Genomic DNA, 18,485 nt, shown 5'->3' on the forward strand with positions numbered 1-18,485 from the left:
CTTTAACCTCTCGTTATGTGATTTTTATCATAGTTAGGGTTCCTGATTAAGCTTAATCTAAGAGTAGAACAACAAGGTAACGGCTTTACATGGAATGTAAATAAAGGAGTGAATAAACCATGACAACCAAAGAAGCGAAGATGAATGAACGGATTTCAGCGCAAGAGGAAGTCAACCAACTGGTGGCCAGAGCGAAAGAAGCACAGCAGCAATTTCTAAAGCTGGATCAAGATCAGGTAGACCATGTCATTCAGCAAATGGCATTAGCCGGCATCGATAGGCATATGGTTCTTGCCAAGCTTGCTGTGGAGGAAACCGGTCGTGGCGTGTATGAAGATAAAATCACCAAGAATCTATTTGCTACTGAATATATTTACCACAGCATTAAAAATAACAAGACGGTCGGTGTGATTGAGGAAAATACGTATGAGAACTACCGAATGGTGGCTGAGCCCGTGGGCATTATCGCTGGTGTTACGCCTGTAACCAATCCGACTTCGACGACGATGTTCAAATCATTGATTGCAACAAAAACCCGTAATCCGATCATATTCGCCTTCCACCCGTCTGCGCAACAATCAAGTGCTGCGGCAGCAGCAACATTACTGGATGCGGCAGTTAAGGCCGGCGCGCCAGAGCATTGTATTCAATGGGTGAAGCATCCATCTGTGGAAGCTACGCAGTTGCTGATGAATCATCCCGATGTGGCCCTAGTTCTAGCTACGGGAGGCTCTTCCATGGTGAAGGCAGCCTATAGCACCGGTAAGCCAGCTTTGGGTGTTGGACCTGGTAATGTTCCTTGCTTCATAGAGAAGACAGCGAATTTGCCGCAGGCTGTGAATGACTTGATCCTATCCAAGACCTTTGATAACGGCATGATTTGCGCCTCCGAACAGGCAGTCATTATTGAGGAACCGGTATACACGGAAACAAAAAAAATGATGGTGGATCAGGGCTGTTACTTTTTAAATAAAGAAGAAACAGAAGCGGTCTCCAAACTGGTAATTAACAGTGAGAAATGTGCGGTGAACGCGGTTATCGTAGGTCAATCTGCTGTGAAAATTGCTGAAATGGCTGGTATTCAGGTGCCTGTGAACACGAAAATACTAGTCGCGGAACTAACGGGTGTCGGTGAGGCCTACCCATTGTCAGCTGAGAAGCTAAGCCCCGTACTCGCTTGTTACAAAGTGAAGAACGCGGAGCAAGGCATTGACCGGGCTGTGGAAGTGGTGAAATTCGGAGGTATGGGACATTCCTCTGTCATTCACTCACAGAATACAGAGGTCATACAGGCATTCTCCAACAAGCTTCAAACGGGACGTGTGATTGTTAATTCACCTTCCACACATGGCGCTATTGGGGACATTTATAATACGAATTTGCCATCCTTGACACTAGGCTGCGGTTCATACGGACATAATTCCACGACCTCTAACGTGAGCGCGGTGAATCTGATCAATGTGAAGCGGGTTGCTTACCGCACCGTCAATATGCAGTGGTTCAAGATACCGCCGAAGATTTATTTTGAAAAGGGAGCTACTCAATATTTAGAAAAAATGCCAGACATTACGCGCGTCATGATTGTCACGGATCCGATGATGGTGAAGCTCGGTTATGTAGAGCGTGTAGAATATTACCTCCGTAAGCGGCAGCTTCCCGTCTATATCGAAGTGTTCTCGGATGTGGAGCCTGATCCGTCTGTTGAAACCGTAGAACGCGGCCGGGCACAGATGGCAAGCTTCCAGCCGGATTGCATAATCGCCTTGGGCGGCGGGTCACCGATGGATGCGGCTAAAGCGATGTGGCTGTTCTATGAATACCCAGATACTAGCTTTGATGCCTTAAAGCAAAAATTCATGGATATCCGTAAACGGGTTTACAAATATCCGCGTCTGGGATGCAAAGCGAAATTTGTCGCGATTCCTACGACTTCGGGTACAGGCTCGGAAGTGACGTCTTTCGCTGTAATTACAGATAAAGAAAAAGGCAATACAAAGTATCCGCTTGCTGATTACGAGCTTACACCGGATGTTGCCATCATTGATCCTGATTACGTGTACAGCTTGCCGAAGACAGCGGTAGCCGACACCGGTATGGATGTCCTAACGCATGCCATTGAATCGTATGTGTCTGTGATGGCGAATGATTATTCTGATGGTTTGGCGATGAAAGCAATCCAATTGGTATTCCAAAATTTAGAGAAATCGTATGCCACAGCAGATCCTATTGCCCGTGAGAAAATGCATAATGCCTCAACCATTGCCGGTATGGCCTTTGCGAATGCTTTCCTGGGTATTAATCACAGCTTGGCGCATAAATGGGGCGGCGAGTATCACACCGCACATGGACGTACCAACGCGATTTTGATGCCGCATGTCATTCGCTATAATGCTCAAAAGCCGACGAAGTTTACTTCGTTCCCGAAATACGATCACTTCGTAGCCGACCAACGCTATGCTGAAATCGCGCGCATGCTGGGGCTTCCAGCTAAGACAACGGAAGAAGGCGTGAACAGCCTTATCGAGGCGATCCGCAAGCTGAACAAAATTCTCGGAATTCCGGAGAAATTTCAGGATCTTGGGTTCCAGGCGGAACAATTCGAGACGCGTGTAGATTACTTGGCGGATCGAGCTTTCGAAGATCAGTGTACAACGGCCAATCCTCGGATGCCGCTAGTAACGGAGCTGGCTGATGTATATCGAAATGCATTTTACGGTAAGTTTTAATCGTGCATTACCTAAGGAGGCTTTATCATGGCGACACGAGAAAAAGAGATTAGGATAGAGAATGGCTGGAGAGAGTTTATCCAAGGCAACTGGGAAAGTTCCATTGATGTGAACGACTTTATTGATAAAAATATAACCGTGTATCCAGGAGATCATGCCTTCCTGGCAGGTCCAACAGAAGCGACAAATGAGCTATGGCGGATGGTGAGTACGCTAACCCAGCAAGAGCGAGAGAACGGAGGCGTGCTGGACATTGATGTCCAGACGATCTCCACGATTACCTCCCATGCGCCAGGTTATATCGCACAGCATAAGGAGAAAATCGTCGGTCTGCAAACCGATGCTCCTTTGAAGCGTTCCGTACAACCTTTCGGCGGTATTCGGATGGTGATCGACGCTTGTGAGGCTTATGGCTTTAAGCTGCCGGAAGAAATTGTTCAGGTGTTTACCGATATTCGCAAAACGCATAACCAAGGTGTGTTCGATGCGTACACCTCAGAGATGAAGACCGCGCGTAAGGCTGCTATCATCACTGGTCTTCCCGATGCTTACGGTCGCGGTCGCATTATTGGCGATTACCGCCGTGTTGCTCTGTATGGTGTAGACCGGCTAATCCAAGAGAAGAAGAACGATCTTCTGCAATTGGAAGTGGACGCGATCACCGAGGATATTATTCGGCTGCGCGAAGAACTTTCCGAACAAATGCGCAGCTTGGGTGAACTAAAGCAGATGGCCAAAACCTACGGCTATGATATTGCAAAGCCGGCAGTGAACGCCGCTGAAGCGGTGCAATGGCTGTACTTTGCTTATTTGGCAGCCATTAAGGAACAGAATGGCGCGGCGATGAGCCTTGGACGCGTATCAAGCTTTCTTGATATTTATATCGAACGGGATTTACGCGAGGGGACGTTGACGGAAGTAGAGGCGCAAGAGCTTGTTGACCATTTTGTCATGAAGCTTCGTATCGTTAAATTTCTGCGCACCCCAGATTACAACGAGCTTTTCAGCGGCGACCCTACCTGGGTGACAGAATCGATTGGCGGCATGGGCATGGATGGCAGAGCGCGTGTCACGAAAAATTCGTTCCGTTTCCTGCATACTTTATATAACTTGGGCCCTGCCCCTGAACCTAACCTGACTGTCCTGTGGTCGACTCAGCTGCCGGAGGGCTTCAAGGCTTATTGTGCCAAGGTATCGGTTGAAACCAGTTCGATTCAATATGAGAATGACGACCTGATGCGACCTTATTATGGGGATGATTACGGCATTGCTTGCTGTGTATCCGCTATGCGGGTCGGCAAGCAGATGCAATTCTTTGGCGCCCGTGCCAATTTAGCCAAAGCGTTGCTCTATGCGATTAATGGTGGAGTGGATGAGAAGCTAGGGATACAGGTAGGCCCACAGTTAACACCATTAACCTCCGAGGTTCTGAATTACGAAGAAGTGGCGGAGAGATTCGATACGGTCATGGAGTGGCTGGCTAAGCTGTATGTGAACACACTTAACGTCATTCATTATATGCATGATAAATATTGCTATGAGCGGCTGGAGATGGCTCTTCACGACCGTGAAATTGTACGTACGATGGCTACCGGTATCGCAGGATTATCCGTAGTAGCTGACTCTCTTAGCGCCATTAAGTATGCGAAGGTCCGCCCGATCCGCGATGAGAAGGGCATTGCCGTCGATTTCCAAATTGAAGGCGAATATCCGCAGTACGGCAATAATGATGAGCGTGTCGATGCGATTGCCGTGCAAGTAACGGAAGCATTCATGAATAAGATCAGGAAGCACAAGACGTATCGCGGTTCTGTGCCAACCATGTCCGTTCTAACGATTACATCCAATGTCGTGTATGGGAAAAAGACAGGAAGCACGCCAGACGGCCGCAAAGCCGGCGAGCCCTTCGCACCAGGCGCCAATCCTATGCATGGACGTGACCGCAAAGGTGCGTTGGCTTCATTGGCATCTGTCGCCAAGCTCCCTTACGAGCATTGCCTTGATGGCATATCCAACACGTTCTCCATCGTACCGAAGGCTCTCGGTCGTGAAGAAGAGACACGCATCTCCAATCTGGTCGCGTTGCTCGATGGCTACATGGCGAATCTAGGACATCATTTGAATATAAATGTATTTGACCGATCCAAGCTGTTGGATGCGATGGAGCATCCAGAGCTTTATCCACAATTGACGATCCGTGTTTCCGGCTACGCGGTGAACTTCATCAAGCTGACCAAGGAACAGCAGCTTGATGTGATCCATCGTACTTTCCACGGCACGATGTAACGATAGAAAGGGGGCAGACCGATGAAAGGACGCATACATTCCTTCGACACCTTTGGCACCGTTGACGGTCCGGGCATCCGCTTTGTTCTCTTCATGCAGGGCTGCGCCCTACAGTGTAAGTACTGTCATAATCCGGATTCATGGGAGATGAATACGGGCAGGCAGATGGATATCGAGGAGATTCTGAATGAGATTGAGCCTTATCTAACGTATTATCGTCATTCAGGCGGTGGGATTACAGTAACAGGTGGGGAGCCGACTTTGCAGGCTCCTTTCCTAGCCCGTTTGTTCGCTGAGTGCAAACGGCGCTGGGGTCTTCATACCGTGCTGGATACGAACGGCTTTTGTGAGGCGAGTCATGCGCAGGAGCTTTTGGATGTGACCGATTTAGTACTGCTCGATTTGAAACAGATTGATTCTGCTAAGCACGTTGCCCTTACTGCACAACCTAATGATCGAATTAAGCGCTTTGCTGAACATCTGAGTGAGATCGATAAACCTGTTTGGATTCGTCATGTCCTAGTACCCGGATGGACGGATGATCACAAGGATCTCGTCGATCTCGGCATGTTCATTGGCTCCTTGCGTAATGTTAATAAAATTGAGCTCCTGCCCTATCACAGAATGGGCGTCTACAAATGGCAGCAAATGGGGAAGGAATACCCGCTCGAACATTGTCCTGCGCCAACAGATCAGGAAGTTACGCGAGCAAGGAGACTCATTGAGATGGGCGTTCTTGCACATTAAACAAATGATAACGGAATCGGGGTTCATGGCATGCCCACGACTTCAGGAGGCAAAAAGAGGTAAACACTAGTGTAACTTGGTGTTTACCTCTTTTCTTAGTTTGTTTGGTCACACTATCCGATGTGATTAATATCACATCTACTTATACCATAAAGACTTATGATTCAAATAATAAGCGTAGTTGGAAAGGACGATTGATGATGATAAATCGGAGCCAGAGATATGCTCGCAAGGCAGTCAAAGTTGATCATGCCCAGAACATGATTATGCAGCATGTCCTGCAGCTGAAGTGCGAGTACACATCGATTGATTCTTGTTTACATAGAAGAATTTCCGAACCTTTATATGCGAAGGAATGTATGCCTCATTTTCGTCGCTCCGGGTTAGACGGGTACGCGGTTTTGAGTGCAGAAGCCTTATTTGCTACTCCGCAAAATCCTACTTGTCTAACGGTGATTGATGAAGTGCCTGCTGGGTATACTTCGAATAAACAAGTGGTTCCTGGTACAGCAATTCGAATCATGACAGGCTCTGCGGTTCCGGATGGAGCGGATGCTGTTATCATGTTCGAGCAGACAGAAGAGTACCAGGAGGAAGGGCAAATTTCTGTCCGTATTAAACATAAGGTCAACCCTGGACAAAACATTGCCAAGGTGGGGGATGAAATAACATCAGGACAGCTGCTCATGGGCGCAGGCACCCGAATAGGTCCAGGCCAAATTGCACTGCTTGCCTCGATGGGATATGAAGAAGTCCCAGTTTTCCATCGGCCTATCGTGGGCGTATTAACGACCGGAAGTGAATTAATCGCTGTAGGGGAACTGCTTCAACCAGGGAGAATTCGTAATAGTAATGCCTACATGCTTGCGGCACAAATCGAACAATACGGCGGGTTGGCTGTTATGTTTGGAACTGCCCCCGATGATGGAGATGAAGTCGTAAGAATGATTAATGATGCCATGGAAAAATGTGATATGCTCATTGTTAGCGGAGGGGTCTCCGTCGGGGATTATGACGTAATGGCGGACTTCTTTACTACAATAGGCGGGAATGATACGACGCTGCTTTTCAATAAGATTGCAATGCGGCCCGGCAGTCCAACTTCAGCAGCGGTCATCAACAATAAACTCGTATTTGGTCTTTCCGGGAATCCTGGCGCCTGCTTCGTGGGATTTGAACTGCTTGTACGGCAGGCGTTGCTTGCCATGCAAGGAATAGAGAAAAGCACCTATCATCACCTCCAAGCGATTATGACGGATGATTATGATAAAGGGTGTCCACACGATCGATATATAAGAGGAAGAATGACGTATTTTAATGACCAAGTGAAGGTAAGTGTATTAGAAAAAAATAACTCGAGTATGCTGATATCCATACAAGAAGCTAATTGTATCATTATGATACCAGCGGGTTCCAAAGTAATTGCAGCCGGCCAACAAGTAGAGGTTATTCCTCTTCCCTATGAAATTACCATGTACTGAGAGAGGCGGAATATGGAAAATCCTGCTAAGCAAGTTCCTACAATGAGAGACGCCCTTCAAAGACCGCTTCGCGATTTGCGCATTTCGGTAACGGATCGCTGCAATTTCCGCTGCCGATATTGTATGCCTGAAGAGGTGTTTGGTCCCAATTATCGGTTTCTTCCGCAAGAAAAACTGCTTAGCCTTCAAGAATTAGAGCGGTTAACGCGAATATTTGTTTCTCTAGGCGTAGAGAAAGTACGGATTACAGGCGGTGAACCGCTTTTAAACAAAGATGTTTGCGAAATCATTGCTCGAATTCGTCAAATAGAAGGCGTCAAAGATATTGCCGTTACAACCAATGGTTCATTATTGAAACTTAAGGCGAAAGAGCTAAGAGACTCTGGGCTAGAGCGGATCACTGTAAGCCTGGATAGTTTGGATGATGAGCGATTTGGTGCTATGAACGGGAGAGGATTTTCGGCAAGAGGAGTGCTGGAAGGCATCGATGCCGCAGCTTCGGCGGGATTATCGGTGAAGGTAAATATGGTCGTGCAAAAGGGGGTTAATGATCAGGATATTGTTCCAATGGCCAAATACTTCCGAGAGCGCGGACACATTTTGAGATTTGTTGAGTTTATGGACGTTGGGAATAGTAACGGATGGAATTTAAAGCACGTTGTTCCTAGTCAAGAGATTATCGATATGATTCATAAAGAGTTTCCGTTGGAACAGGTGGAATCGAATTATAAGGGCGAGGTTGCGACGCGTTATCGTTATCTGGATTCTCAGACAGAGATCGGTTTGATCTCATCTGTAACGCAGGCATTTTGCAGCACTTGTACGCGAGCTCGGTTATCTGCAGAAGGGCATTTGTATACATGTTTGTTTGCTTCAAACAAAACAGACCTGCTAAGTGTGATCAGGGACGGTGCAAGCGATGATGAGGTAAGATCAGTAATCAAACAAGTTTGGGGTGAGCGTCAGGATCGTTATTCCGAAACGAGACTAGCACACACGACTCCCGTGTATAAGGTTGAAATGTCTCATATCGGCGGTTAGTGTGATGTATCGCACAGAGAGAGTCCGCTCGTGAAGCTATACTGAACACAGATATCGAACGAAACGATTACCTTGGGAGGGACTTAGTATGGCGATACATTCCACAGGCTATATCTCGGGGATTGCTTCTTCAAACCCAGAGGAAATTGCTTTTGCTACCGATCGTTTAATGGTAGAGCATGAAAAATTGAGAGAAAAGCTAAGGATACTCGAAACGAGTGCCAAGGAACTGATACTATTGGACGATTCGGTGAAAGGCATACAGCTTGTCCAAGAACTCAGGATACAGACCAATCAATTTGTAGATGAGATAAACCAACATTCGGAATGGGAGGAACAGGAGTTGTTTCCGTTCCTGTTAACCTATTTTCATCATCAACCGGCTCCCTCCATGACGCCTTCTTTCTGGGTATTGGAGAAAGACCATCAACTTGGCATGTCGTTTATCCAATCTTTTCAAGAAGCTGTTATTGAGGTAACACCTCTCGTTGTGAAGAAGCAATTAGCCGAGGCAGCAGCGCATCTCTTACAGGCATGTCTGATATTAAATGATCACTTTACCATGGAAGAACAACTTATTTTTCCACTAACAGAGAAAGTACTGACAGATTTGGAGTCCTTTTTCTCATAGGAGATGAGCCGAAAACTGCATGATAGAAGGAGGTATGGGTTAGTCTACCATGCCTCTTTTTTGCATCTAGAACTATTTTCATAAAGTCACGAAATAGTAACAAGAGCTGTGATTCTCCTCACAGAGAATGCTGAGAGAAAGGCATACAATGTGATTACAGCAATAAGAGGAGGAATCATATATGGTTATTGATCTTGGGATGCCGTTAGATGACGCTCAGACTTCAAGTCTTGGGCAGGTTCTGGGGCGGTTAAAGGACGAACATGGGGCGTTAAAAAAAGAGCTTGATCATGTCCAAGAAATGACAAGTCATATGGTTGGCGTGCTTGGCACAGATGAGTCAAAGCGTTTACTTCAAGAAATTCGAAAGCAAATGGTTACCTTCATGCAGCAGCTTGAGGCTCATGAACACTGGGAGGAAGTGGAGGTTCTCCCCCTCCTTACCGAATATGCGAATCAGGGGATGGAGCCCACCTTTCTCACCTCAACTTGGGTTCTGGAAGAGGATCATAAACAAGCGGAACGGTTTGTTCGCTCATTTCTTGATTATGCAGACCAATGTGAAGGTGCCGACAGTATAAAGCTGAAGAAAGCTATCACGCTGCTTAGTGTGGCTTGTTCTGTCTTATCCGAGCATCTGATATCTGAAGAGGAGATGGTTTTCCCGATTGCGAATCGAATGCTGGAGCGATGTTTACGACAAATCTAATTGAGAAGTATGTTCAAATAGTGTGACGGCTGTCACACTAGCTTGCCTGTTTTTTCGGTATAGTTGATTCAGATCACAGCTGAACAGGAGGATTTGACAAAATGAACATTCAATTAACCGATCGTGTGGGAGATATTGTAACGGCCTATCCCAAGACGGCAGAGGTATTTAAGGAATACCGCATTGATTTCTGCTGCGGAGGCAATAAATCACTCCTTCAAGTCATTCAAGACCAGAATATCGCGGAAGAGGATTTGTTAAAAAGTCTTGCTGAAGCGGCAATAGCTCCTAAATTTGACGGCTTGAATTGGAGTGAATTAAGCTCAAGCGAATTAATCGATTATATTATTCGCATCCATCATGGCTATTTGAAAACATCACTGCCGCACTTAAGTGAATATGTGAAGAAAGTGGCACGTGTGCATGGGCCGCATCATCTTGAACTCCTTCAAGTCGATCAATGGTTTGAAGCATTGAAAAGTGACATGGAACATCATATGGAGAAAGAAGAAGAAGAAGCATTCCCGGCTGTCATTGATTTTGAGAAAGATCCTACGGATGTGAAAAGAGAACGGCTGCTTAGAATTCTGGATACACTCGAGCAGGAGCATGAGGGCTCGGGTGATCTGCTTAGACAAATTAGGGAAATCACCAAAAACTACGAGTTACCAGAGGATGCCTGCACAACGTTTCGGCTCACTTACTTGAAGCTAGAGGAGTTAGAAGCAGATATGTTCCAGCACATCCATTTGGAGAACAATATTTTGTTTAATCGCGCCTAGGGGGAAGTGCCTATGTTCAGGCTTCGGCGGTTGCCTGCTTTCCGTATGTTCCCTTTTGTATATGAGCTTAATCGCCCGTGTCTTTACACGCTAAGGCTGCAGCCTTCCCTTGGATCTCAAAAGATCGATGGAAGGCCATTTTTTTGCCCATATAGTGATAACCAAAAAAATGTGATCGAGATGGGGTACACAGTGATTTTTCTCACAGTGCTGTAGGGCGGTCTCATGTTTTAATTCAACTATAAGAATCACAAGTGAAGGGGCAATGATAATCATGGATCGAGCGTTCGCATCAAAATTCGCCAAATGTGTCTTTGTGGTTGTTTGCGGATTAATTATTCTAATGGGAGTCGGTTCAAGGTTTTTTACACATATTGACTTGGCTTTATACGGGTATATGGTAGGAACCGTAGTTTTCATTTGCGGATTCTTTTATCGCTTTATTATGTGGGGAGAACGCCCGCCTACGAAAATTATTTTGAAAAAAGGGTTAAAGTTGTTATTCCGAAAAAGTACGCCTCAGACGACTACAGAGCATCTACTCACGTACCGCTTTATCTGGAATCGCGGATGGTATCGTTGGACCCAGCACGTACTCCTTGGTTGGGGCTGCATTTTATCCGCCTTCGTTACGTTCCCGCTAGTGTTCGGTTGGATGTACTTCACAATGGCCGAGAACGGAAGGTACACAGTTGTTGGTTTCGGGATCGATCTTATGAAGATTAAAGCAGATGGTGCTCTCGGATTTCTGTTCTACAATGCGCTGAATATTACAGCTTTCATGGTAATCGGTGGTGTTTGTATGGCCTTATATCGCAGGATTAAGAACATGCAGGCTCGTGCGGAACAGACATTTGTCTATGATTTTCTTCCGCTATATATGCTGCTATTCGTAAGCTTGACTGGGCTGCTGCTCACCTTCTGCAATATAGTCCTGCACGGCTATGGACATCCGGTTGTAACGTTAGTCCACCAATGGTCCGTTATCGTGACGCTGATTTATATCCCTTTTGGTAAACTTGCTCATATCCCATTCCGTCCTATGAGCGTGTTTGCCCGAAATTACAGAGAACATTATGCAGAGCAAGAGACGAAAAGCTGTAAGGTTTGCGGAACAGGCTTTGTTTCTGTCGAGCAATCCAAGGATGTCATCGCTGTGCTTAAAGTGAATGAAATTGAATTCAAAACGGAGGAAGGCTTCCACTTGGCAGAGCTGTGCCTGCCATGCCGCCGAAAATATAGAATGTCCCGATTTACAGGGATACCGACCCACCAGATTCGCGTGAAGGAGGCCAACCAAAATGCAAAGGGATAAATTCTTTAAAGTTATCGCGAATAAAACACACCCGAATGAAAAATTGGTTAAAACCCATTGCTCTTATTGTGGTATGCAGTGCGGGATGAATTTGCGGGTGGATACTTCTTCCAATACCATTATTGGCGTCGAACCGCGATATGATTGGCCTGTGACGTTAGGCAAGATGTGTCCGAAAGGTGTGACGGCTTATCAGCAAACGAATCACAATGATCGCCTGCTGCGACCGTTAATCCGTGACGATGCGTCGCTCAAAGGAACGAAGGAAGGCTTCCGCGAAGCCAGTTGGGAAGAGGCCTATTCGTTGATCGTTCAAAGATTTCAAGAGATGCAAGGCAAGTACGGTAAGGATTCGCTTTCTGTATTCAGCGGTGTGTCGATGACCAATGAGAAATGCTATCTGACAGGGAAATTCGCCAGAGTTGCCTTGCAAACTCGTTACATTGATTACAACGGCCGATTCTGTATGTCAAGCGCAGCCGCAGGCTTCCTTCGCAGCTTTGGCGTGGATAGAGGATCAACCTTACCTTGGACCGATCTGCATGAGACGGATTGCTTGTTCATCGCAGGCAGCAATACAGCCGAGTGCCATCCTACCTCGATGTTCCGAATATGGGAAGTACAGAACCGCGGTGGTTACTTGATTGTAGCAGATCCCCGGGAAACGCCAATCGCCAGGCGGGCAGACATACATCTTGATTTACGTCCGGGGACGGACTTGGCGCTTGCCAATTGCATGATTCATCTACTCATTCAAAATAACCACATCGATGCTGAGTTTATAGCGAATCACACCAACGGCTTCGAGGAAATGAGAGAGGTTGTGAAAGAATTCACACCCGAGTACACGAGTGAAATAACTGGCGTTGCTCCTGAAAAATTGATTCGTGCCGCTGAGATTTATGGCAAAGCACCGAATGCCATCGTCATGTTCGCTCGGGGCATTGAACAACAAATTAAAGGGTCTGATAATGTATCAGCCTACACGAATATGTGCTTGGTGACTGGGAAGATCGGCCGTCCGAAGTCTGGCGTTGCTACTTTTACCGGACAAGGGAATGGTCAAGGCGGCAGAGAGCACGGACAAAAAGCTGATGCCCTTCCGGGCTACCGCAAAATCACGAATCCCAAGCACGTCGAAGAGGTGTGCAAGGTGTGGGGGATCAAGCCGGAAGAGATGCCGCAGCCGGGTGTCTCGGCCTATGAAATGTTTGAGCTTATGCAAGAGAAAACGATTCGCGGCTTGTACCTGCTCTGCTCGAATCCAGCTGTCTCGGCGCCGAATCAGAACTTTGTCCGTGCTGCTTTAAAAAATCTGGACTTCATGGTTTGTGCAGATATTTACTTGTCCGAATCGGCAGAGTTTGCCGATGTCGTACTGCCTTCCGTCACCTGGTCGGAGGATGAAGGCACAGTAACGAATCTAGAAGGACGGATTATCAAGATTAATAAAGCGCAAGAGCCCGTTGGCGAGTCGAAGCCTGACTGGTTGATCGAGGTAGAGCTTGCGGAGCGACTAGGCAGAGGACAGTATTTTGGCCATCTGAAGACAGCCAGGGATGTAGCGGATGAATTCCGTTTGGCCTCCAAAGGCGGATATGCCGACTATTATGGAGCCACTTGGGAGAAGATCGACAAGCAAGACGGTGTGTTCTGGCCATGTAAAAGTGAGGAAGACCCGGGAACGCCGCATATGTTCCTGGATCACAAGTTCTACCATGCGGACGGCAGAGCGAAGCTATGCGCGCTTCCTTACAGACCGCCGGCCGAAGAGCCTTGTGAGCAATATCCACTTCGTCTTACCACAGGTCGAGTTGTTTACCATTACTTGTCCGGAAATCAAACAAGAAGAATTCCTTTCCTTCGGGATATGTGTCCGGAGCCGTACGTTGAAGTTCATCCGGAAACAGCGGAGCGCTACAATATCGCATATGACGAAGTCATCCGATTGTTTACACGTCGCGGGGAAGCTTTGTATAAAGTGAAAATTATCGAAGCGATTCGTAAGGATACCGTGTTCGTTCCTTATCATTTCGGCCATGAGCAGTCGATTAATCTGCTAACCATAGCGGCGCTGGACCCGATGTCACGCATGCCGGAGTTTAAGGCATGCGCAGCACAGATCGCAAAGCAACCAGAGAGGATGAGCATCCGATGAAACAACATCTATACATTGAAATGGATAATTGTATCGGCTGTCGGAGCTGTTTGGCTGCTTGTACACAATGCGGAGGCCACGATGAAAGAAATCGTAATTATGTGTATGATGTGAATCCGCTAGTCTCCCGCCAAACGATTCCTTTGATGTGTCTTCACTGTGTGAATCCGGCTTGCGCCAGAAGCTGTCCGGCCCAGGCCATTCAGATCACCGAAGAGGGCGCAGTGCTTTCGGCATTGGTTGAGAAATGTATCGGTTGTCAGAATTGTACCATCGCATGCCCGTATGGCATCCCTAAATTCGATGAAGAGCAGAATCTGATGTACAAATGTGATCTTTGCTACGATCGGACCAAAGAAGGTATCCCTCCTATGTGTGCATCCGTTTGTCCGACGAATACGCTGCAGTGGTTGACTGAGGATGAGTTAGCTCAGAAGAAAGCCCAGCATAAGCTAGGGAAATGGACGGCAAGTCATGAGCCATGGGATCCATTGGAAGGAGAAACGAATGTGAAGATTTCCCTTCCTGGTATTCTGCAAGGAAAACAAAAGTTGTTCTAATCTGCTTGTGATGAGGTGGACTTTATGAAGCAGGACAATAACCATAGTCCTTTTAAAGAAGATAACTATACGCACAATATAAGAAAAAATGATGAGAGAAAATTGGATCGCCGAGGCTTTATGAAGACGCTGGTTGGTGCAGCAGGCGTGTTCGCTGTATCGACGATGCCGTGGGGAGCACTCGCCGCGAAAGAACTGACAGGACTAACGAAGAAGTCTTACCCGCAGCTGAAAATTACGGATATCTCCTCGCTGGAGGTAGGAGATGCAGTCCAGTTCGCTTATCCGGGCGAGCATGATTCCGCACTATTGATTCGCCTTGGCGAGAACGAGTATAAAGCTTATCAAAATGCGTGTACGCACCTCAAATGTCCCGTATTTTGGAGTAAAGAGAAGGATGAAATGGTCTGTCCTTGCCATCACGGCATTTTCGATGCCAGAACGGGGTCACCAACAGCGGGGCCGCCCAAGAGACCACTGCCAGAAGTTCTTCTGAAGCAAGAGCAAGGCGCGATTTATGCGACAGGAGTGAAACGATATGAAACGTAGCTATGTCGGCGTTATTTTATTATGTATCATCTTGTTTCTCTGTATCGTGTTTACTCAAAAGGCCGTGAATGCGTACTATTTCGACCATTATCGTTCGGTTATTATCTATTCTGTGTTAAATATGTTGTTATTCCCTACTGCTATTATGATCTATCGTCGGGAGCGTGATGTCGAATGAATATCAAAAAAGTACAACTGCCGCTTCAAACTATCAGTCTGGTTCTAGGCTTTATGGTATGGGTCATCCTATCATCGTTAATGCCATTTATTAAAGAGACGATCAAGCTAACCCCTTCACAGCTCACCTGGGTCACCGCTATTCCTATCTTGTTTGGTTCCGTCATGCGGGTGCCTGTGGGATATTGGACGAATCGTTACGGGGCAAGAAAGCTGTTTGCGATCTCCTTTATACTATTGCTTGCGCCTGTTTACTGGGTCAGCCAAGCGAATTCCTTCGGGGATCTCATTATTGGAGGGTTCTTCCTTGGCATTGGTGGGGCTGTATTCTCAGTGGGTGTGACTTCCTTGCCTAAATATTATCCGAAAGAACGTCATGGCTTCGTGAACGGAATTTACGGGATTGGTAATCTCGGAACAGCGCTATCCACCTTTGGCGCGCCTGTCATAGCCAACCAAATAGGTTGGTCCAAAACGGTCATGCTCTACAGCATTCTACTGATCGTCATGGCAGGATTGAACTTCGTTGCCGGGGATCGCAAAGAGCCTTCTGTACAGACCTCTCTTGTTGAGCAAATCAAAGGAGTTGCCGGCAATTCGAAGCTATGGTTATTATGCTTGTTCTACTTTCTTACATTCGGTTCTTTTGTTGCTTTCACCGTATATTTACCAAATTTCATGGTCAGCAGCTTTCACCTGTCCAAAGTAGATGCCGGGATGCGTACGGGCGGATTTATCGTACTGGCAACGGCTATGAGGCCGATCGGGGGCTACCTAGGAGATAAGTTTAACCCATTCAAAATTCTTATGTTTGTTTTTGCTGGCTTAACGGCTTCTGGTATTTTACTTTCATTTGCTCCGTCGATGACGTGGTACACAGTCGGTTGCTTAACCATTGCACTGTGTGCAGGAACAGGTAATGGTACCATTTTCAAATTGGTTCCGATGTATTTCATCAAGCAAGCTGGTATTGCGAATGGTATCATCTCGGCAATGGGTGGTTTGGGTGGATTTTTCCCGCCGCTGCTGCTTACCTTTCTCTTCAAACTGACAGGTCATTATGCCATTGGATTCATGGCCTTATCTCAGGTGGCGTTGGCCAGCTTAATTCTCATTCTTTGGATGTTCTATAACGAGAAATTAGGGTTATCCTCGCGGATTATTGAAAATACGGTCGAAGGTATTATGGTGACGGATAAGACTGGGAAAATTCATTCGGTGAATGCGGCCTTCACGCAACTGACAGGCTATGAAGCCAAGGAAGTCATGGGGCTGACGCCGAGTGTATTGAAATCTGGGAAACAGAATCGCGCTTTTTACGATGCGATGTGGGATGATATTCGCGGTCACGGTTTCTGGCAGGGTGAGATTTGGAATCGTAAGAAGAATGGCGATGTGTATCTGGAATGGCTGACGATAAGTGCAGTCAAGAATGATGCCGGAGATGTCGTCTATTATTCGGGGATGTTTAGCGATATCACCAAACTAAGAAGCGCGAAATAGGAGGGGGGATGTGACATGCCGAGTGAGTTTGCATTGGATTTATGCTTTATCCGTGAACATGCGCAGTCTCCTTTCTATACGATTATCGAACAGCAATTGAATGAGCTTTTCGCAGGAAAGGGAACCTGGTATATTGATCTGCGCGAACAAGAGGGGCTCGATATCGCTGTTGCCGAAGTCAAAGGTTTGGCGATTTGGGAAAGCGAAGAAGAAATCCTGAATTATATAGAAAAGTACACAATTAGCGGTGAGCCTTCGGAACACGATTGCTGGAACCATCTCCAAGGATATCAAGTGAAGGTATCGCCCAAAGCAGATGCGGGCTGCTGCCGCTTGAAGAAGGAGGCACGGGTATGAAATGGGAAGAACAATTATCACGGTGGCTTGGCACTCAGATTGAAGTGCATATCGAGGATCAGGCTGGACTCGACCCTGTAGCACCTCCGAAAAAGATGACGCTTGAGAAGATACGCATTTCCGAAGACCAAGATTATATGCAAATGTATATGAATGAACATCAGTTTCTAGCCATACCTTTAAGGGGAGAAGAGCTGACGAGCTTAATAAATTCAGAGCATGGAACAGTTCTCCGATCATCTGACATTGCGGCGCAATTGGTATATAAAGTCCATTTCGGTTCATAGAAAGCCGACTAATCATATCAGCCATTTCGGAATTGTTGATCTTATAGTTAATGTGGATATGTTCCCCTTTGGGTACGCCGTATGAATTACTTAACCTGATTAATAAAGAACAGAGCGCTCTGCGCAGAGTTCTGAAAGGGATCCATCTGACCGAATAAATCACCCGCTTGATGCAGATACAGAATGAATTTCACGGATCATTACGGTATACGGGTAAAACTGGATAGCTTCCCATGAAATGATTGTTGTAGCAGCACTGTTTGTTAGAGGACGTGACTCCCTGAGTAGGGTGGCACGTCCTTTTTGGATTAGCTCTTGAAAAGTGTGATTTAGATAACATCTTAGGTTAAAGGTATCGTGTAAACTAAGGAGGTATAATATTTCTAGATGATTCGAAAGGGAGGCAATTGCAGGTATGGAACTGTATGATTATATCGGTGGAGAAACGACAATACGAAATATTGTGGACGCTTTTTATCCAAAAGTTCTGGCACATCCTTTGCTTGCACCTATATTTCCAGAGGATATGGAGCCATTAATTGAAAAGCAGTTTCAATTTTTAACTCAATTTTTTGGCGGGCCTTCCTTATATACAGACGAACATGGTAATCCAATGATGAGAGCCAGACATGCTCCTTTCCATATTACTAGGGAACAGGCAGATGCTTGGCTTGCGTGCATGCAAAGAGCACTTGAGGAAGTTGTTCCTTCAAATGAGGTGCGTGCAATTATTTTAGACCGATTGAAAGGTCCGGCCTACTTTTTTGTAAATAAAGAAGCGTAGAGAGTATTTCAACACGCAGACTTGGCACAAAATGCTGAGTCTGTTTTTATTTATTTAAAGAGGTGTGACTTAAATCACACAGGTTTAGCCTCAAAAGGGATTAGAATGTAAGAGCACCTGAGTCAGATTTTTTAACGAAAAGGGGAGATCTCCATGGTATCTTACATTTTCATTGCTTCTATTTCAATCATCTCCATTCTAGCAACATTTGCAGTAGGGTTTTCCAAAGAAAATCAAAATGAAGATGACCAATATACGAAGAAAACGAAAAACAATATGTTCAGATTAACGCTTTTGAATGCGTTGTATGTCGTTATTCTGGTCGTTGTTTTGGTTGTTTATTTAATGTATTTTCAGTGATATACGTGAGAAAACAGAAGTGTTATCCAACC

At 46.2% G+C, this 18,485-nt stretch carries 18 protein-coding genes; all 18 read left to right on the forward strand.

Annotated elements, in window-relative coordinates; genetic code table 11:
- Nucleotides 1–119 precede the first annotated feature (119 nt).
- The 18 genes from adhE (at nt 120) to ASL11_RS12200 (ending at nt 18,453) form a co-directional block, all read left to right on the forward strand.
- Entirely contained in the window at nt 120–2,726 is a 2,607-nt protein-coding gene (adhE, locus tag ASL11_RS12110; RefSeq protein WP_056613998.1) for a bifunctional acetaldehyde-CoA/alcohol dehydrogenase, read from the forward strand.
- Between the two features lie 27 nt (nt 2,727–2,753).
- Nucleotides 2,754–5,012: a formate C-acetyltransferase gene (gene pflB / locus ASL11_RS12115; protein ID WP_056613999.1), complete on the forward strand. Its 2,259-nt coding sequence runs from the start codon at nt 2,754–2,756 to the stop codon at nt 5,010–5,012.
- Nucleotides 5,013–5,033: 21 nt separating this feature from the next.
- Complete coding sequence (pflA, locus tag ASL11_RS12120) at nt 5,034–5,759, forward strand: pyruvate formate-lyase-activating protein (protein ID WP_056614002.1); 726 nt, start codon at nt 5,034–5,036, stop codon at nt 5,757–5,759.
- Between the two features lie 197 nt (nt 5,760–5,956).
- The gene (locus tag ASL11_RS12125; RefSeq protein WP_082595401.1) at nt 5,957–7,240 is read left to right on the forward strand and encodes a molybdopterin molybdotransferase MoeA; all 1,284 of its coding nucleotides are present in this window, start codon (nt 5,957–5,959) and stop codon (nt 7,238–7,240) included.
- A 12-nt stretch (nt 7,241–7,252) separates the two neighbouring features.
- Nucleotides 7,253–8,281, forward strand: a complete 1,029-nt coding sequence (moaA, locus tag ASL11_RS12130; protein ID WP_327205098.1) for a GTP 3',8-cyclase MoaA — start codon at nt 7,253–7,255, stop codon at nt 8,279–8,281.
- Nucleotides 8,282–8,369: 88 nt separating this feature from the next.
- Nucleotides 8,370–8,912, forward strand: coding sequence for a hemerythrin domain-containing protein (locus ASL11_RS12135; RefSeq protein WP_056614008.1), 543 nt, complete (start codon nt 8,370–8,372; stop codon nt 8,910–8,912).
- 181 nt (nt 8,913–9,093) lie between these two features.
- Complete coding sequence (locus ASL11_RS12140) at nt 9,094–9,621, forward strand: hemerythrin domain-containing protein (RefSeq protein ID WP_056614011.1); 528 nt, start codon at nt 9,094–9,096, stop codon at nt 9,619–9,621.
- 101 nt (nt 9,622–9,722) lie between these two features.
- Nucleotides 9,723–10,403 (forward strand): iron-sulfur cluster repair di-iron protein, encoded by a 681-nt coding sequence (ric, locus tag ASL11_RS12145; protein ID WP_056614015.1) that lies wholly within the window; start codon nt 9,723–9,725, stop codon nt 10,401–10,403.
- A gap of 274 nt (nt 10,404–10,677) precedes the next feature.
- Nucleotides 10,678–11,718: a hypothetical protein gene (locus ASL11_RS12155; RefSeq protein WP_056614018.1), complete on the forward strand. Its 1,041-nt coding sequence runs from the start codon at nt 10,678–10,680 to the stop codon at nt 11,716–11,718.
- Nucleotides 11,705–13,876 carry a molybdopterin oxidoreductase family protein gene (locus ASL11_RS12160; protein ID WP_056614024.1) on the forward strand — a complete coding sequence of 724 codons (2,172 nt, stop codon included), beginning with the start codon at nt 11,705–11,707 and terminating at the stop codon, nt 13,874–13,876. The genes ASL11_RS12155 and ASL11_RS12160 overlap by 14 nt, the downstream gene beginning before the upstream one ends.
- A complete protein-coding gene (locus tag ASL11_RS12165) occupies nt 13,873–14,436 on the forward strand; it encodes a 4Fe-4S dicluster domain-containing protein (RefSeq protein WP_056614027.1) in 564 nt (187 codons plus the stop codon). The genes ASL11_RS12160 and ASL11_RS12165 overlap by 4 nt, the downstream gene beginning before the upstream one ends.
- 24 nt (nt 14,437–14,460) lie before the next feature.
- Nucleotides 14,461–14,985, forward strand: coding sequence for a Rieske 2Fe-2S domain-containing protein (locus ASL11_RS12170; protein ID WP_056614030.1), 525 nt, complete (start codon nt 14,461–14,463; stop codon nt 14,983–14,985).
- The gene (locus tag ASL11_RS12175; RefSeq protein WP_056614033.1) at nt 14,975–15,163 is read left to right on the forward strand and encodes a hypothetical protein; all 189 of its coding nucleotides are present in this window, start codon (nt 14,975–14,977) and stop codon (nt 15,161–15,163) included. The genes ASL11_RS12170 and ASL11_RS12175 overlap by 11 nt, the downstream gene beginning before the upstream one ends.
- Entirely contained in the window at nt 15,160–16,665 is a 1,506-nt protein-coding gene (locus ASL11_RS12180) for an MFS transporter (protein WP_056614036.1), read from the forward strand. The genes ASL11_RS12175 and ASL11_RS12180 overlap by 4 nt, the downstream gene beginning before the upstream one ends.
- A 15-nt stretch (nt 16,666–16,680) precedes the next feature.
- Nucleotides 16,681–17,022, forward strand: coding sequence for a hypothetical protein (locus ASL11_RS36450; RefSeq protein WP_056614039.1), 342 nt, complete (start codon nt 16,681–16,683; stop codon nt 17,020–17,022).
- Nucleotides 17,019–17,309 (forward strand): hypothetical protein, encoded by a 291-nt coding sequence (locus tag ASL11_RS36455; RefSeq protein WP_056614042.1) that lies wholly within the window; start codon nt 17,019–17,021, stop codon nt 17,307–17,309. Before ASL11_RS36450 ends, ASL11_RS36455 begins: the two co-directional genes overlap by 4 nt.
- A gap of 415 nt (nt 17,310–17,724) precedes the next feature.
- A complete protein-coding gene (locus tag ASL11_RS12195) occupies nt 17,725–18,093 on the forward strand; it encodes a globin domain-containing protein (RefSeq protein WP_056614045.1) in 369 nt (122 codons plus the stop codon).
- 153 nt (nt 18,094–18,246) lie between these two features.
- Nucleotides 18,247–18,453, forward strand: coding sequence for a hypothetical protein (locus tag ASL11_RS12200; protein WP_056614048.1), 207 nt, complete (start codon nt 18,247–18,249; stop codon nt 18,451–18,453).
- Nucleotides 18,454–18,485: the final 32 nt, after the last annotated feature.

Origin of the sequence: Paenibacillus sp. Soil750, from assembly GCF_001428045.1 — a bacterium.
Lineage (GTDB): Bacteria > Bacillota > Bacilli > Paenibacillales > NBRC-103111 > Paenibacillus_E > Paenibacillus_E allorhizoplanae.

Coding starts and splice junctions, on each gene's coding strand:
- adhE (WP_056613998.1), top strand. CDS start 120: ATGACAACCAAAGAAGCGAAGATGAATGAACGGATTTCAGCGCAAGAG.
- pflB (WP_056613999.1), top strand. CDS start 2,754: ATGGCGACACGAGAAAAAGAGATTAGGATAGAGAATGGCTGGAGAGAG.
- pflA (WP_056614002.1), top strand. CDS start 5,034: ATGAAAGGACGCATACATTCCTTCGACACCTTTGGCACCGTTGACGGT.
- ASL11_RS12125 (WP_082595401.1), top strand. CDS start 5,957: ATGATGATAAATCGGAGCCAGAGATATGCTCGCAAGGCAGTCAAAGTT.
- moaA (WP_327205098.1), top strand. CDS start 7,253: ATGGAAAATCCTGCTAAGCAAGTTCCTACAATGAGAGACGCCCTTCAA.
- ASL11_RS12135 (WP_056614008.1), top strand. CDS start 8,370: ATGGCGATACATTCCACAGGCTATATCTCGGGGATTGCTTCTTCAAAC.
- ASL11_RS12140 (WP_056614011.1), top strand. CDS start 9,094: ATGGTTATTGATCTTGGGATGCCGTTAGATGACGCTCAGACTTCAAGT.
- ric (WP_056614015.1), top strand. CDS start 9,723: ATGAACATTCAATTAACCGATCGTGTGGGAGATATTGTAACGGCCTAT.
- ASL11_RS12155 (WP_056614018.1), top strand. CDS start 10,678: ATGGATCGAGCGTTCGCATCAAAATTCGCCAAATGTGTCTTTGTGGTT.
- ASL11_RS12160 (WP_056614024.1), top strand. CDS start 11,705: ATGCAAAGGGATAAATTCTTTAAAGTTATCGCGAATAAAACACACCCG.
- ASL11_RS12165 (WP_056614027.1), top strand. CDS start 13,873: ATGAAACAACATCTATACATTGAAATGGATAATTGTATCGGCTGTCGG.
- ASL11_RS12170 (WP_056614030.1), top strand. CDS start 14,461: ATGAAGCAGGACAATAACCATAGTCCTTTTAAAGAAGATAACTATACG.
- ASL11_RS12175 (WP_056614033.1), top strand. CDS start 14,975: ATGAAACGTAGCTATGTCGGCGTTATTTTATTATGTATCATCTTGTTT.
- ASL11_RS12180 (WP_056614036.1), top strand. CDS start 15,160: ATGAATATCAAAAAAGTACAACTGCCGCTTCAAACTATCAGTCTGGTT.
- ASL11_RS36450 (WP_056614039.1), top strand. CDS start 16,681: ATGCCGAGTGAGTTTGCATTGGATTTATGCTTTATCCGTGAACATGCG.
- ASL11_RS36455 (WP_056614042.1), top strand. CDS start 17,019: ATGAAATGGGAAGAACAATTATCACGGTGGCTTGGCACTCAGATTGAA.
- ASL11_RS12195 (WP_056614045.1), top strand. CDS start 17,725: ATGGAACTGTATGATTATATCGGTGGAGAAACGACAATACGAAATATT.
- ASL11_RS12200 (WP_056614048.1), top strand. CDS start 18,247: ATGGTATCTTACATTTTCATTGCTTCTATTTCAATCATCTCCATTCTA.